The sequence below is a fragment of the Nostoc sp. GT001 genome (genome assembly GCF_030382115.1).
GTDB lineage: Bacteria > Cyanobacteriota > Cyanobacteriia > Cyanobacteriales > Nostocaceae > Nostoc.
On record NZ_JAUDRJ010000003.1, the window covers coordinates 1,009,520 to 1,025,316 of the forward strand.

Consider the following 15,797-nt stretch of genomic DNA (forward strand, 5'->3'; position numbering starts at 1 on the left):
GACTAGTGGTTCATCGCATTAATTTTGCGGATCTGCTAGATCCCCGACTTCTTGAAGAAGTCGGGGATCTGAACACCACCCCGCCAAAGCTACGCTTTGTCTCCCCTCCCCGCTTGCGGGGAGGGGATTAAGGGGTGGGGTGTAATGACTGCGGTTAGCATAACTAATTACGCGGACATGATATTACTTGATGTTATTAGAAGTGACAAAATTGGCATAACTTAATTCGTTAACACGATTCCAATTAAAAATCTGCTGTCGAAAGGCTTTCCACTGTTCGTAGACTTGCTTAAAAGCCGCATCTTTACTGGCATTTTCTTCAAATAACTCAAAAGATATTTTCTGGGCTGCTTGCAGAATCTCCTGGCTGTAAGGAACTAGTTTTGTACCACCAGCCAATAACCGCGTCAGCGCTTGTCCATTCAAGGCATCGTATTGACTCAGCATATTCAAATTGGCTTCAAAACTCGCTGTCTTCAAAATCTGTTGATATTCTTTGGGTAGGCGGTTCCAGGCGGTGAGATTAACTAACACATCCAAGGTTGGCCCTGGTTCCCACCAGCCAGGATAATAGTAGAATTGCGCGGCTTTATTTAAACCGAGTTTTTCGTCATCGTAAGGGCCTACCCACTCAGCAGCATCAATGGCTCCCCTATCCAATGCTAAATAAACTTCGCCTCCAGGCAATACTTGCACATTCACCCCTAAACGGGACATGACTTCGCCACCTAATCCGGGAATGCGCATTTTCAAACCTTTAAGGTCAGAAATAGACTTGATTTCTTTTTTGAACCATCCCCCCATCTGTGCCCCAGTACTACCAGCGGGAAAACTAATCACGTTGAAGTTGGTATAAATTTTGTGTATGGCTTCTAATCCACCACCGTTATAAAGCCAAGCATTCTGCTGTTGGGCATTTAAACCGAAGGGTACGGAGGTGGCGAAGGCTAATGCTGAACTTTTGCCGATGTAATAGTAACTAGATGTGTGTCCGCATTCAACAGTCCCAGCTTGCACAGCATCGAGTACTTGCAATCCCGGTACTAACTCTCCAGCGGCAAAGGGCGTAATTTGGAAACGTCCATTGGTCATTTCTTCAACTCGCCGGGAAACTGTTTGGGCGCCGATAAAAGTACCCAAAGATTTGGGCCAGCTAGTTGCCATCCGCCAACGAATATTCGGCAATCCTGCTTGTACGCTAGGGGATTTACCAGCTTGGCTACAGGAAACTAGACTAGCAGCAGTTGCAGTGGCGATCGCTACTGTGTTAAAAACCTCTCGGCGTTTCATAATTGTTCGTGATTTAAATTGCGGAAAATTTTGCCTGATAGAGAATATCTATCAGGTTTTTGGCAATTTTTTAGTTTTGGGTACTAAATTAAACACATAGGGACGCACACTTATGCGTCCCTATCGTGTAATCAAGTTTTAGATGCTGAAACTTTAGCTTGTTATTACCGCCAATGTTGGGGTATTTTCAAGTTTTCCGGTAAGATTGTTGTGCGATCGCCAATTGCCTGTTCAATCTGCTGTGATTCTACGTTTTCCGAGCCGCTCAAGTTTGCTCCACAAAGGTTAGCTTCTTGGAGATTAGCTCCTTGGAGGTTAGCTGTACTCAGTAATGCACTGTCTAGATTAGCACCAGCAAGTTTTGCCCCTTGCAAGTTACTGCCAATTAGGTTTGTATCTTGGAGATTGCTACCCTCAAAGTTGACTTCTTCCAAGTTCGCATCACAAAGGATTGCTCCTTCCAAGTTGGCATCACAAAGAACTGCTCCTGTTAAGTTGGCATCACAAAGAACTGTGCCTTCCAAGTTGGCATCGTAAAGGATGGCTTGAGAAAGGTTCGCTTTTCTAAGAACTGCGCCTTGAAGATTGGCTTCTGGGAGGATTGCTTTTTGCAGGTTGGCTTCATAGAGGATTGAGCCACAAAGACAGGTAACAGATAAGTCTGCTTCCGAGAGGTTTACTCTGGTAAAATTGACCCATTGCAAGTTAGCCCCGACGAAAATTGCTCTAGAGAGGTTAGCTTCCGTTAAGTCTGCATTACAGAGGTCTGTATTGCGTAAATCGAGTTTCTGATTGACTGGATCTTTAGATGAATCGCGTCTGCCAATCACAGTTAAGGCTGTTTGAATATCTGTAGGAAGTTTTGATGATTGCAGCGACTCATCCTCATATTCCCTATTCACTGGGGCATTCTCGCGGATAAAAGCAGCGAGGATTTCCATGATTGTCCAATGATCTTTCGGAGAATCTTTGGCAATTCGTTCTAAAGCATAAATTGCGGCAAATCGCGTTTCAATCTTTTCATTTCCCAGTTGTTCAATTGCTTTAGAAAAGCGTTCAGAAACAATTTCTTGTGGAGTTAGTTGTGTCTGATTGATACAATTTACTATATTGTTATCCCAAGCTATTGTTCCAGCCAGCAGTTGCGTTAACAAGCTGTGATTCTCATCCAGAGAGAGTCTAGAGGTATAGTAAGCATTAAGAATTAATGCCAATCCCCCAATAATGATGGCAATGGTTGTTAATGCTTGAGTGATGTATTCAATTTTTTCTTGATTTGAAAATCCTTGAATATTTTCAAAAAATAATATAATTAGAGTGAATGATAAAATAAATATAACTGAGACAAATGCCAACAAAGTCGTGAGTCCATTGGTCTTTATGAAAGACATGTCATAAGTCTTCATATCCGACTCCTTACGGAAGTAAATTTAGGTTGATTCTAAGAGTATCCGTAAAGTTATGATAGAGTACAAACACGGATAAAATTGGCGAACCTTTAAATCCACTATATAAAAATTATCTATATAACAATCCTGAATCATTTGTGAGGAACAAGACCCTTGACTTTCTAGAGAAGCCAGGGTTCTGATTATTCACGAATGATTAGATATCTGGTGAAATTAAATATGCTGTATCCAGAAACCTTGTAGAGACTTAGTACTGCTATATCTCTACACTCTTTTTGACTCAGATTTATTTGATAAAATTTTCAGGTATTTAGCCCACAATCCAGACGGGGAATGAAAAGTAGTATAGTTCAATTACTTGAAAAGTAATGTCAATAGGGTGAGATAAATTTTTGACAAGAGAATAAACTTTTTGTATCAACACGCTGTTGGGGCACAACATTTTTCTGGATTACCCGGAGTATTCCAGGCAATTAAAAAGACCATATTACTTGTGAAGAATAGTTTAAAATCTGTAACCTTAAGCCAGTTCAATTACTCAGATTAATCGCAAACCCTAAGTAGATTGGACTAAGTTAGAAATCGCCACAAGCAATTCCTCTGGTGCTACAGGTTTAACAATGTGCTGTTGAAATCCTGCTCTTAGTGCGTATTGCTGATTTATTTCGCCTGCATAAGCAGTCAGAGCGATCGCAGGTATCTTTTTTGCTCCGACTTTTGCTTCGAGAGTCCGCACCTGTTGCATCAGCATATAGCCGTTCATTTCTGGCATCCCAATATCGCTGAGTAAGATATCTGGCTTTGACTGGGTTAGCGCTTGTAATGCTTCATATCCTGATGCTACTGCGGTGACGATCGCACCAAACTGTTCCAGCACAAAGCTGAAAAAGTCGCGGGTATCATCATTGTCATCCACAACCAGCACTTGTAAACCCATGAGGGGAGAGGAGGAAAAAACGGCAGTTGAGGAATCAGTATTTGTGTCATCCTTGATTTTTGCACTGTCTTTGATCAGCGGCAATCTCACAGTGAAGATTGCTCCTTTGTCCTCGCCAAGACTTTCAGCCCAAATCCTTCCGCCGTGCATCTCAATCAAGTGACGAGCGATCGCTAAACCTAACCCTAATCCACCAAATCTTCTAGTTGTTGTACTATCACCTTGACGGAAATAATCAAATACATGAGGTAGAAAATCAGGGTGAATGCCTTTACCTGTATCGCTGACAGTAATCTGCGCTTGAGCGTCGATGCGCTCCAATCGCACATTTACTTTTCCCTCAGTCTCAGTAAACTTGACGGCATTCGAGAGAAGATTCCAGAAAACTTGCTGTAAGCGGGCTGAATCGCCCAAAACTTTCCCCACAGTTGGATCGAGCATTGTCTCAATCTGAATAGTTTTAGCCTCTGCTGCCAAATGCACTGTTTCTATTGCGCCTTCAATGGTGGATACCAGATCGACTGGGATCGTGTTGAGGCTAAGTTTGCCTTGGAGGATGCGAGAAACATCTAGTAAGTCTTCAATTAGTTGAGCTTGTAATTTGGCATTGCGCTCAATAGTTTTTAGTGCTTTGTTGAGCGATTCCTCGTCAAATTTCCGGCTCTGCAATAGTTTTGCCCAACCGAGAATCGGATTCAAAGGCGATCGCAATTCATGAGAAAGTACCGCCAAAAACTCATCTTTGATGCGGTTAGCAGCCTCAGCTTCCGCCCTAGCTATTTGCTCTAGTTGTAAAAGGCGATCGCGTTCTGATTCGCTGCGTTTGCGATCGGTGATATCAGTTAGCATAGCGATCGCACCTAAACACTCACCCTGTTCGTTCAAAATCGCTCTTGCAGAAATCAGTGTCCAGATGTACGAACCATCCTGGCAAAGCAATCGCCCTTCTTTGAGATCGCTCTCTTCTCCTTTGAACCACCCCAGTTTCTCTCGATCTGCGATATCATCAGCCAGATCCATAAAATCAAATATAGAACGACCGATTATTTCTTCTGCCGGATAACCTAACATCTGAGATATCCGCTGATTCACAAACTCTGTTCGGGTTTTGGAGTCAATCATCCAGATTCCCTCATAAGAGGTATCAACAATTCGGCGATACTTGGCTTCACTCTTTTGTAAAGACTCCTCTGCTTGCTTGCGCTTACGCCGCTCCTTAGCTTCCCGCAATGCGCGTTGCACCGAGGGAACTAACCGCCCTAGTCGTTGCTTTAATACATAATCGGTTGCACCGTTCTTCAAAGCTTCGATCGCTAATTCTTCACCCAGTACGGCAGAGACAAAGATAAAAGGAATCTCAGGACAACGATTCCGGGCAATTTCCAAGGCAGAAATTCCATCAAAAGAGGGCAAGGCATAATCGGCAAGAATTAAATCGAAAGCCTCTGTTTCCAAAGCCGCGAGGAAATCAGCACCAGTTTCGACTCGGATCAGTTCGCAATTAATTCCCCCTTCGGTTAATATCATTTGGGCAAGCTCTGTATCTAACAAGCTGTCTTCCAAAAGGAGGAAACGCAGGACATTCATCAGTTGCTCTCCTTTTGAGGATGAGGCGCTGGCGGTAAAGCACCAACAGGAGGCTGATTGAGTACTGCCCAAAATAGGCCGACACCCTTAATAGAATCGACAAAATCATGGTAATCTACTGGCTTCACAACATAAGCATTCACCCCTAACTCGTAGCAGCGAACTAAATCCGGTTCCTCGCGGGAAGAAGTCAGTACCACGATGGGAATTACTCGCATTACAGCGTCAGATTTGAGTTGTGCCAGCACTTCTAACCCATCGACTTTAGGCAGCTTCAAATCGAGTAGCACAACAACAGGATATCCTTCCATTCGCAACCGGAACAACCCCCGGCGATAAAGATAATCTAGTGCTTCTTCACCATCACGTACTACCACTACTTCATTGGCGAGATGGTTTTCTGACAAAGCGGCTAGGATTAACTCTGCATCGTTGGCACTGTCTTCAATTAGCAGAATTCGCTTCAGTTCTTTCATTTACTCTCCTTCTGGGATAATTTAGGCAGCGAGAAATAAAAGGTGGCGCCACTGCCAACTACAGCCTCTGCCCAAACTCGACCATTATGCCGATGAATAATGCGTTGCACGTTTGCCAATCCAACACCAGTGCCTTCAAATTGTGGGTCGCTATGCAGGCGTTGAAATACTCCGAATAGCTTGTGTACATATTGCATATTAAAGCCTACGCCGTTATCTTGTACAAAAAAGACAACTTCGTTTTCATTGTCAATACTTCCAACAGTAATTTCTGCTGGGTTTTGAGTCTGGGTATATTTTACGGCATTGCCTATCAGGTTACGAAGCACCAGCCGCAGCATGGAGGGATCGCCCTGCGCTTCTGGCAGTGGCTTTATCTGCCAATGGATTGTGCGTCCTGGAGTTTCTGCAATCAAGTCGCGTTTTACTTCTTCTACCAATTCCTCCATATTGAGTTTGGTGTAGCGCATTTCGGTGCGCCCCATCCGAGAAAATGTCAGCAATTCATCGATTAGTATTCCTGCCTGTTTGGCAGTTTCGGCAATTATTTTCAAATAGCGCTGACTTGTTTGATCTAAGCTTGTTGAGCTATGGCGCTTCTGAAGTAATTCGACAAATCCGGCGATGTGGCGCAGCGGTGCCCGCAAGTCGTGAGAGACTGAGTAAGAGAAGGATTCGAGTTCTTTATTGGCGGCTTCGAGTTGGGCAGTGCGCTCTTGAATTCGTTGCTCTAGCATTTCGTTGAGTTGTTGCAAGGCGGCTTCGGCAACCTTGCGATCGTGAATGTCGCTGGCGATGCCCACCCATTTGATAATCTGTCCGCTTTGATCTCGAAATGGTAAACCCCGGACAATATGCCAACGATAGCTACCATCAGAAACTTGACGGAAGCGAACTTCTATTTCGTAATTGGTCGCGTTAGCAATAGCTTGCATCGAACTTTTAAAGACACGATCGCGGTCATCGGGGTGAATGGCATAAATCCAGCCGTAGCCAGTGGTCTGCTCCATTGTCAGTCCGGTGAAATCTAACCAGTATTGATTGCAATAGGTAATACCACCATTGCGTAGGCGTAGCCCGTCGTAGACATCGCCCATCCAAATAGCCTGTGGTGAGACTTCGGTTAAAATTCGGTATCGCTCCTCACTGTCACGTAGCGCTTTTTCTGCTAACTTGCGATCGTGGATATCAACACAAGAGCCGATATAGCCGAGAAACTCCCCCGTTGGTGCAAACCGAGGTACACCAGTATCAAAAACCCAATGGTATTCGTAATCATTGCGTCTGAGGCGATATTCCATTTGAAATTTTTGTCGGGCATCAAAAGCATTGGTATATGTATCCAAGCAACGCTGAAAATCATCAGGATGAATACCTTCAGTCCACCCATTGCCCATCTCTGACTCCAGAGTTCGCCCGGTAAAATCTAGCCAGGGTTTATTAAAGTAGTTACAAAGTTTGTCAGTGCCGGACATCCAAATCAGTACGGGAGCAATGTCTGCCATCTGGCGAAATCGCGATTCACTTTCGCGCAACGCAGCTTCTACCCGATGCCGTTCGCTGATGTCAGTGATTAACGCCGCATACCCTTCAACAATTCCCTGTCTATTAAATTGGGGAATGTAAATGGCATTAATGTAACGTGTCCCACCATCTTTATAAGGAATTTCACTTTCAAAAGTAACCTGCTCTCCTGCTAGCACTTGTTCCACATAAGGACGAAGCACTTCATAAGCAGATTCACCCAATACTTCCCAAAGATGTTTCCCATAAACTTCTACCGTCGAATGCCCAAACCAATCTTGATATGCTCGGTTGTTGAAGCGGTAGCGTTGTTCTGAATCTACAAAGGTAATCAGAACTGGCAGCGTATCTGTAATTAAACGAAGTTCTGTTTCTCGTTGGCGCAGTGCTTCTTCTATGAGTTTACGGTTGGTGATATCGCGCCAGCAATCTATGGCACCAATAATCTCACCTTGGGAATCGCGAATTGGCACGACATTGGCGATCACTGTAATTGTAGTACCATCTGGACGTTCAATGATGCATTCTTCATCGCAGATCGTTTCGCCATAGCGCGTAGCACGGTATAAAGGTAGTTGCTCTAAGGTAAGGGGCGTTACACCATCAGCTAGGAACAGACCGTAGAGCTGAACATAAGACTCAGAAGATATGCCAACGAGAGATTCACTTGGTCTACCCAAAAGCTCTTGCGCGAGTTTGCTGTTAGCGATGATTGGGAAATCAGGGGGGCCGCCAGCGATCGTAATTCCCTCTGGGACGTGTTCTAGGAGCATTTGCAGGATGCTCTGAGCAACTTCTGCTTGGTGGGAGCGATGCTGGGCTTCTGCTTCGGCTTGTTTGCGTTCGCTCAAGTCAAGAACAAAACCAATGATTGTCCGGTCTCCCTGTTTAGCAAAACCAAGTAGAACAGGAACTAGAGAGCCGTCTTTGCGGATGTATTCCTGTTCAAAGGGCTTACAACTCCCAGTAATTGTCAGTTCTTGAATCCCTCGCTCGCTCACCTCAATATATTCGAGTGGAACAATCTCCCCCCAGCGGATTCGACCAGAGCGCAAATCCTCGCGGGTATAATTGAGCATTTTTAAAAAGGCATCATTGGCTTCAACAATTAAGCCGTTGAGGTCGGCCACAATTACCCCAATAATATTGGATTCTGTTAAGCGACCAAATCGAGCCTCGCTTTCGCGTAGTGACTTCAGATTCGCCTCAGCTTGCCGTTGGGCTGTGCGGTGTGATTCATTAAGCCAGCTGATTAACCCTGCTGTCAGCATGAACACTACCAAGGGAACTAAAATATTCGGATCTGTAATGTTCTGCGGATAGAGTGGCTTAAAAAAGAAGTAATTAACTGCAAAAGTAGACAAAAGGGTTGCAAGTAACCCTGGTCCTAAGCCCCCGTACCAGGCACTCACCATCACCGCACCAAAAAACAGCGCCCCAGGCGTTGAAGTAAGATATGGATTGAGTAGTAGAGTTGCCCGCAGTGCTAAGGCAACGGATAGGAAAGCAACACCATAGTGCAGGAGTTTCTCCCGGATGAATGCGCCCTTCTCTCTATTGCCAGAAAAGATGTTTTGGGATTCAGATGCCCTCGCCTTACGACTCATAACCCTACTCTGCTTCTGGAAAATACTGATTTAGCAGTCTTTTGCCGGGTTCACCCATCTTCCGTAACATTTCTTCTATTAGTTTTAGCGCTATCCATGAAGGGACTGTATGCCCATTCTTCCAATGGTTGACTGTTTTGAAGGAGACTCCTACTTTAGCAGCAAACTGTTTCTGAGAAAGATTGAGCTGCTGACGAAGTTCCCGAATTAAATCTAAAATTTCCAGCCGCTTTGTTACAGACATCTCTGTATTTTATCCCCATAGGATAATTGGCGTAAGACAGGTGTCCTCTTTATTATCCCTTAATTAGAGAATATTTTCTCTGTTTTCGTCTCTAACTGAACTGTTTGAGTTCAAAGGTTCAATTATGAAGCTAAAAGGTTTAAGTTTCAGTATCTAAGGATGAAACTTGAGCTTTGTAATGTTTGGGTAGATGAAGATTTTTCGGTAGGATGGTTGTGCGATCGCCAGAATAATGAGTTTAATTTGGTCTACTAACTTCTTGTAGTTGTCTATCTATATCCTCAGCAGTTCGAGAAGGGTGTCTCCTACGGCTTTCTTCTATAATGTCGAGTACAGAATGATGTTTTGGTTTAGATTTTTCTGATAAAATCACAAACACATCAACGCTATCGCCTATTTCAGCTTCTGGAATTTCAATTTCTATTTTGTTTCCTGGTAAAACGAAAACGGTAGAATACGCCCAAATAACTAATGATGCTGCGATCGCTTAACCCAATTGCCGCCAGTGTGCGGGTGCTTCGATATAATCAGGTAGGCGAGTGGTGCGATCACCAAGTGCCTCTCTAATCTGCTGTAACTCTAAGTTTTTCGCTCCTGTCAAAATAGTCCCTTCCAGTTTGACATCATTGAGGTTAGCTTGTGAAAAGTTAGCTCCCATCATGTTTGCCTGAGTTAGGTTAGCTTGATAAAAGGTTGCCCTATAGAGGTTTGCTCCAATCAGATTAGCCTGATATAAGTCAGCTTCCGTTAAACTAGCTTCTGAGAGGTTGGCAAAATAAACTTCTGTTTGGTGGAGTTTGGCTGCATTCAAATTAGCCCCAGAAAGGTTAGCTCCATTTAAGTTAGCCCCACAGAGGTTAGCACCAATCAAACCGGTTTGGTACAGGTTGGCTTTACCCAATTTTGCTCCTTGCAAATTAGCTAAAAACAACTTTGCTCCAGAAAGGTTAGCGACTTTTAAGGTCGCTTGTTGCAAGTTAGCTTTATAAAGGTTCGCCCCTTGTAAATTAGCAGCACGCAGACTTGCACCAGAGAGGTTGGCTGAACGCAGGTTGGCTCCAGAGAGATTAGTACGATTCAGGTTAGCCCAACAAAGGTTGGCTCCATATAAACTAGCTTTTATTAATTTGGTTTCATAAAGAATCGACCTAATGAGTTTAGCGCCACTCAGGTCACATCCACTCAAGTCAGCCCCACGCAGGTCAGCCCCACTCAAGTCAGCCCCACGCAGGTCAGCTTGTTGCAGGTTGGTTTTTAGCAAGTCTGCTTGTCTAATGTCGGTGTTACGTAAATCAAGTTTTTGATCTTTTGGGTCTTCAAGTAAATTACGCCTACCAATAACAGTCAGGGCTGCTTGAATATCGGTGCGTATTTTGGGGAATTCTTCATGGAGATTTTGCTCCAACTGTGGTGTCGGACGCGACCCACCTCGACGCCGACTTGAGTAAATTACTCCTTGATATTCCGGCTGTTGTTGCTCGCCTTTTACGTGCTGGATGGGTGCATTCTCTCGCACAAAGGCTGTGAGAATTTCCATAATTGTCCAGTGTTCTTGAGGAAAATCCTGAGCAACCCTTTCTAAAGCATAAATTGCACCTGTTCGGGTTTCCACCTTTTCATGTCCAAGCTGGGCAATTGCGCCCATAAAGCGCTCCGCAATCAATCTGTCTTGATTGAGTTTGGCGTTTTGCAAGCCAATTTCTAAGTTTTTCTCAGATGCGATCGCACTCTTCTGCATCGCTTGGGCACGCCTTGCTGCATAATAAGTATTAAACATTGCTGCCGATGCCAAAAAAACTATTGCAGTAGTTGTTAAAGCTTGGTTTCTATACTGGATTTTTTCTTGAATTGACAATTCTTTAATATTGGACAAGGCGAAGAAAATTACAGTCAACGAGCAGCCAAATACAGCTGTTAAAGTTATCAACCAATTCAAAAGAGCGTCTGTCTTTTTAGAAGACATGGTAAAAATTTTCCTTACAACCTAGAATTATTACTTAGATGTTTAGGAAAAATAGTATAGCATTTAGCAGAAATTTATAATAGGTGTCAAAACACTCATTGAACTAGGGAATTATATCGAATATACTTTTACATCACGACACAAAGAAACGCTTGCGCTACAAGAATTACAAATTACGCTGAGAATAGGGAGTAGGGGATAGGAATAGGGAAAAAACTTTTCATTCAAGCGGATATATATTACTCAGAAAATTTGGTTTCTCTGAGGTTTGCTCCATCAAGTATGGTGTTATATAGAATTGCTCCATGCAAGCTAGCTAGATATAAACTAGCACGATGCAGGTTAGCTCCAGAAAGGTTAGCTTTCTCTAGATTGGCAGCACTAAGGATTGCTCCTTCTAAGTTCGCTAGATATAAATTAGCTCCTTCTAAATTAGCTGCACTAAGTATTGCCCCCGCTAGATTAGCTTGATAGAGATTGGCTCCAGCGAGATTAGCTTGATAGAGATTTGTCTGTTGTAGATTCGCCCCTTTCAAGTTTGCTCCTCTCATATCCGTGAAGCTCAAATCAAGTTGCTTATTTACTGGGTCTTTGTTTGCATCTCTTCTGGCAATAACAGTCAGGGCGGCTTGAATATCTACACGAATTTTTGTTGACAGGTTACTCGTTACTTCCTTCTGGGGCATATGAGGAGCATTTTTTCGTACAAAAGTAGTAAGAATGTCTACGACCCTCCAGTGGTGCTGTGGATAACTATAGGCAATTTGTTCTAAATCATTAATTATAGCTAGACTGATTTCTATAGTGTTATTTCCTAGCTGTTCGCTTGCTCTTATTAAGCGTCGTTTTAGAGAATGATGCTGATTCTGTTTAACTTTTTCCTGGAAAACTGGTATCCGCAGGAATATTTTTGATAGCTGAATAGGAGTTTTTGATGAAATATTTTTCATAGCATTAGTAATTAATAAAAACAAATTTAAATCCCCAGTTTTTATTGAATATTGTATTAGTATTTGCTATTGTTTAATCCATAGCCAATACTTGAACATTCTAATGGAACCAATAAAATGAAAATATAACTTTTGAAAAAGTAGACATAAGCATACATACTCTTACCATTCCCAATCATTATTTATGTTCGCCAGTCTTTAGTCTTCACTTAAAATTAACTCTCGTCATGATGTTCTTGACTTATTTATAATTATTGATTAACTAAAAATGACTATTACAACTCAGCAAAATATGCAACCAATAGTTAAAAATCTGGTGTTAATTGGTGGCGGTCACAGCCATGCTATTGTTATAAAAATGTTCGGTATCAAACCGTTAACAGGAGTACGTTTGATACTGATTACCACAGCATCAGAGACAGCCTACTCTGGGATGTTACCAGGACATATTGCCGGATTTTACAGCCACAATGAATGCCATATTGACTTGCAACCCTTGGCGAACTTTGCTCAAGTACAATTGTATATTGACACGGTAGTTGACCTTGACTTAAAAAACAACAAAGTTCTTTGTGCTAACGGACTTGCGGTAGATTTTGATGTGCTGTCTATTGATATTGGCAGCACTCCAGCCATACTGTCTGTATCAGGTGCGGCAGAATATGCGATCGCAGCTAAACCAGTATCGCAGCTATTAGAGCATTGGTATGAACTAATTGCAGCCGTAAGTAAAAATCCTCAAGAACCAATTAGGATTGCGATCGTAGGCGGTGGCGCGGGCGGTGTAGAATTGGCGCTATCGATGCAATCTTATTTACATCGGATTTTGCATGAAACTCAACAACCTATTCAAAACCTAGAAATTCATTTATTCCAACGCGGACAAGAACTGATGCCTAATTATCATCAATCAGTGCGGCATCAACTTCAGCAAGTTTTAACTGACCGAGGTATTAAGTTAAATCTGGGAGAAACTGTGTGTAAAATTGCACCTACAACCCAGAATGAAGCTAAAGAAGTATTTGAAATTAAATGTGAATCTGGTTTGACAGTAGAGTGCAATAAAATTTTTTGGGTAACACAAGCATCAGCACCCGAATGGTTAAAAAACGCTGGACTAGGAACTGATGAGCAAGGTTTTATTTTGGTAGAAGACACATTGCAATCTCAAACGCACCCGCGGGTATTTGCATCTGGTGATATTGCTACAATGGTAAATCATCCACGTCCGAAAGCTGGGGTATTTGCTGTTAAGCAAGGTAAACCTTTGTTTGAGAATTTACAGGGAATTTTATTAGGTAAGTCGCTCAAACCTTATGTACCACAGAAACAATATTTGAGTTTAATTGGTACGGGAAATGGAAGAGCTATTGCAACAAAAGGTATGTTCACTTTACCACCTCACAAACTCTTGTGGCATTACAAAGATTGGATTGACCGCCGCTTCATGGAACGCTTTCGCTTTGAATAATATCATGTCTGGATAATTTAGTTGCGATTCCCACAGTCATTGCACCCCTCCCCGCAAGCGGCTACACCCGGATTTCTCACCACACCTCTTAAAGCCTGCGCAAGTGCCGGGGAGAAGTAATGAGTAAGAAGTAAGAAGTTTTTACTCATTACTCATTACTCATTACTTCTCCTCTGCTCCATCAAACGCCTTGAGCTTGTGAGAAATGCGGCTACAGTGTACACACAAGTCGAGTTACCCTTTCCCCCCTTTTTAAGGCTACCGTGTATACACAAGTCCACCTGAGCGAGTTTCCAGCCTAAAACTTATACATGGAAGAACATGTGTTGCAAGTGTTTAAATTGTTACAGTTTGAAGCGTAGAAGCGATCGCTTTTGCTTACTCTGTGAGAAAGAAACAAGAATTATGACCTATTATTCTACGATTTTGATAGATACAAGTTTGTTGGTTGCTTTTTACTACTCAGCAGCGATCGCCTATAAACATAAGGATGTTAGGATATCTTTCACTAGCTGCATCTGACTTATGAAATTAGTTTGCTCCCAAAGCGATCTCAGTACAAACCTCTCACTCGTTAGTCGTGCAGTCCCCTCACGGCCAACTCATCCGGTACTTGCCAATGTGCTGTTACAAGCGGATGCTGAAACTAACCAAGTAAGCTTAACAGCCTTCGATCTCAGTTTGGGAATCCGCACCAGTTTTAACGCAGAGGTATGGCAAAGTGGTGCGATCGCACTTCCTGCTAAATTACTTGTAGATATCACCTCTCGTCTTCCAGAAGGCGAAATCACTCTCGATGATGAATCAGCCTTGACAGGTGCAACATCCGGGGGAGAAGGTTTAATAGTTACACTCACACCCAAGAGTGGACATTACCAAGTCCGAGCAATGGGGCCAGAAGAGTTTCCCGAACTACCTGTAATTGAAAATACAGAAGTAATCCATCTCACCACCACTGCATTAATTGAAGGATTACGCGGTTCATTGTTTGCTACGAGTGCTGATGAAACCAAGCAAGTACTCACGGGTGTGCATTTAACAGTTAAACAAGACACCCTAGAATTTGCAGCTACCGATGGACATCGCCTAGCAGTCGTAGAAACTAGCAACGAGCGTCCTCTAGGCGGAACTAGTCAACTAGAAGTGACAGTACCAGCGAGAGCGTTACGCGAACTCCAAAGAATGTTAGCTCATAGCGCTTCATCAGATGAACCCGTAGCTTTATATTTCGATCAAGGTCAAGTTGTGTTTGCATGGCAAAACCAACGCTTGACTAGTCGCACATTAGAAGGGCAATATCCTGCTTATCGACAATTAATTCCGCGCCAATTTGAGCGACAAGTGACAATTGAACGGCGACAATTTGTCAGCACATTGGAGCGGATTGCTGTGTTAGCCGATCAAAAAAATAATATTGTCAAGCTCAGTATTGATAGCGAAGCCCAAGAAATTACCTTATCTTGTGAAGCTCAAGATGTGGGCAGTGGTAGAGAGTCGATGCCAGCACAAATTTCTGGTGAAAATATCGAGATTGCCTTTAACATTAAATATTTGATGGAAGGCTTAAAAGAGTTACCATCTTCAGAAATTCAAATGCATTTAAATCAAAGCTTAACTCCAGTGATTTTTACACCATTGGGAGCTTTGAAAATGACCTATTTAGCTATGCTTAGGTGCAACTTAGAAGTTAGAGGTTATTTATCAAGTAAAAATCCAATTAGATCGTGTCCGCTTGATTGCTTATTAAACCCAAAGAACCCCACCCCCGCCAAAGCTACGCTTTGTCTCCCCTCCCGAAGAGCCTACGGTGTACACACAAGTCTATATCTTTCTTTATTAATGAATCTCGCACTGTGTTTTGATCCCGCCTCGGAATGAATTCCGAGTCTCATAGCCCAAGTCCACTGAAAGTGGACTGAATTAATTATTTAGTCCACTTTCAGTGGAGTTTCGCTATCAGCCCTGAACTTCAGTTCTGGGCGGGATATGGGTGGGCGTGACAGTTTCACTGTAGAGGATTTTTCGACTTGTGTGTACACCGTAGTCCCGAAGAGCGGGGAGAGGGGATTAAGGGGAGCCAGTGCGGTCTTAGACGCCAAGGGCGATGGGGTCTCCCCAAGTGGAGTATCTGGCGTGTGGGGTGCAATGACTGTGATTAGAATAAATAATTATGCGGACATGATATTACTCTAGAATGAAATGTCTTTTAACCCTGATTTAGATCCCCAACTTCTTCAAAAAGTCAGAGATCGAGCAATACGGTTTAGCTAAAGGTAAAAGTCTTTGCCAATGACAAATGATATCATGTCCGGCAAATTACCCATAATAAAATAACCCCA

The 15,797-nt window shown here is 43.0% G+C and carries 9 protein-coding genes and 1 pseudogene; 2 read left to right on the forward strand and 8 right to left on the reverse strand.

Annotated features, from left to right (window positions below; all coding sequences use genetic code 11):
* Window positions 1-183: 183 nt before the first annotated feature.
* The 8 genes from QUD05_RS07285 to QUD05_RS07320 form a co-directional block, all read right to left on the reverse strand.
* On the reverse strand, window positions 184-1,290 hold the full coding sequence (locus QUD05_RS07285; protein WP_289795480.1) for a TRAP transporter substrate-binding protein: 1,107 nt from the start codon (window positions 1,288-1,290) through the stop codon (window positions 184-186).
* Window positions 1,291-1,454: 164 nt separating this feature from the next.
* A complete protein-coding gene (locus QUD05_RS07290; RefSeq protein ID WP_289795481.1) occupies window positions 1,455-2,681 on the reverse strand; it encodes a pentapeptide repeat-containing protein in 1,227 nt (408 codons plus the stop codon).
* A 574-nt stretch (window positions 2,682-3,255) separates the two neighbouring features.
* Entirely contained in the window at window positions 3,256-5,223 is a 1,968-nt protein-coding gene (locus QUD05_RS07295; RefSeq protein ID WP_289795482.1) for a hybrid sensor histidine kinase/response regulator, read from the reverse strand.
* On the reverse strand, window positions 5,223-5,699 hold the full coding sequence (locus QUD05_RS07300; RefSeq protein ID WP_289795483.1) for a response regulator: 477 nt from the start codon (window positions 5,697-5,699) through the stop codon (window positions 5,223-5,225). Before QUD05_RS07300 ends, QUD05_RS07295 begins: the two co-directional genes overlap by 1 nt.
* Complete coding sequence (locus tag QUD05_RS07305) at window positions 5,696-8,830, reverse strand: PAS domain S-box protein (RefSeq protein ID WP_289795484.1); 3,135 nt, start codon at window positions 8,828-8,830, stop codon at window positions 5,696-5,698. The genes QUD05_RS07300 and QUD05_RS07305 overlap by 4 nt, the downstream gene beginning before the upstream one ends.
* Before the next feature lie 4 nt (window positions 8,831-8,834).
* Entirely contained in the window at window positions 8,835-9,074 is a 240-nt protein-coding gene (locus QUD05_RS07310; protein WP_289795485.1) for a helix-turn-helix domain-containing protein, read from the reverse strand.
* Window positions 9,075-9,561: 487 nt separating this feature from the next.
* Window positions 9,562-11,037 carry a pentapeptide repeat-containing protein gene (locus tag QUD05_RS07315; RefSeq protein WP_289795486.1) on the reverse strand — a complete coding sequence of 492 codons (1,476 nt, stop codon included), beginning with the start codon at window positions 11,035-11,037 and terminating at the stop codon, window positions 9,562-9,564.
* Window positions 11,038-11,276: 239 nt separating this feature from the next.
* Entirely contained in the window at window positions 11,277-11,987 is a 711-nt protein-coding gene (locus QUD05_RS07320) for a pentapeptide repeat-containing protein (protein WP_289795487.1), read from the reverse strand.
* Between the two features lie 268 nt (window positions 11,988-12,255).
* Between QUD05_RS07320 and QUD05_RS07325 the strand changes: the two genes are divergently transcribed.
* Window positions 12,256-13,458, forward strand: coding sequence for an FAD-dependent oxidoreductase (locus tag QUD05_RS07325; RefSeq protein WP_289795488.1), 1,203 nt, complete (start codon window positions 12,256-12,258; stop codon window positions 13,456-13,458).
* A gap of 525 nt (window positions 13,459-13,983) precedes the next feature.
* Window positions 13,984-15,126: pseudogene (dnaN, locus tag QUD05_RS07330) on the forward strand (DNA polymerase III subunit beta); the annotation flags it as partial.
* Between the last annotated feature and the right edge of the window lie 671 nt (window positions 15,127-15,797).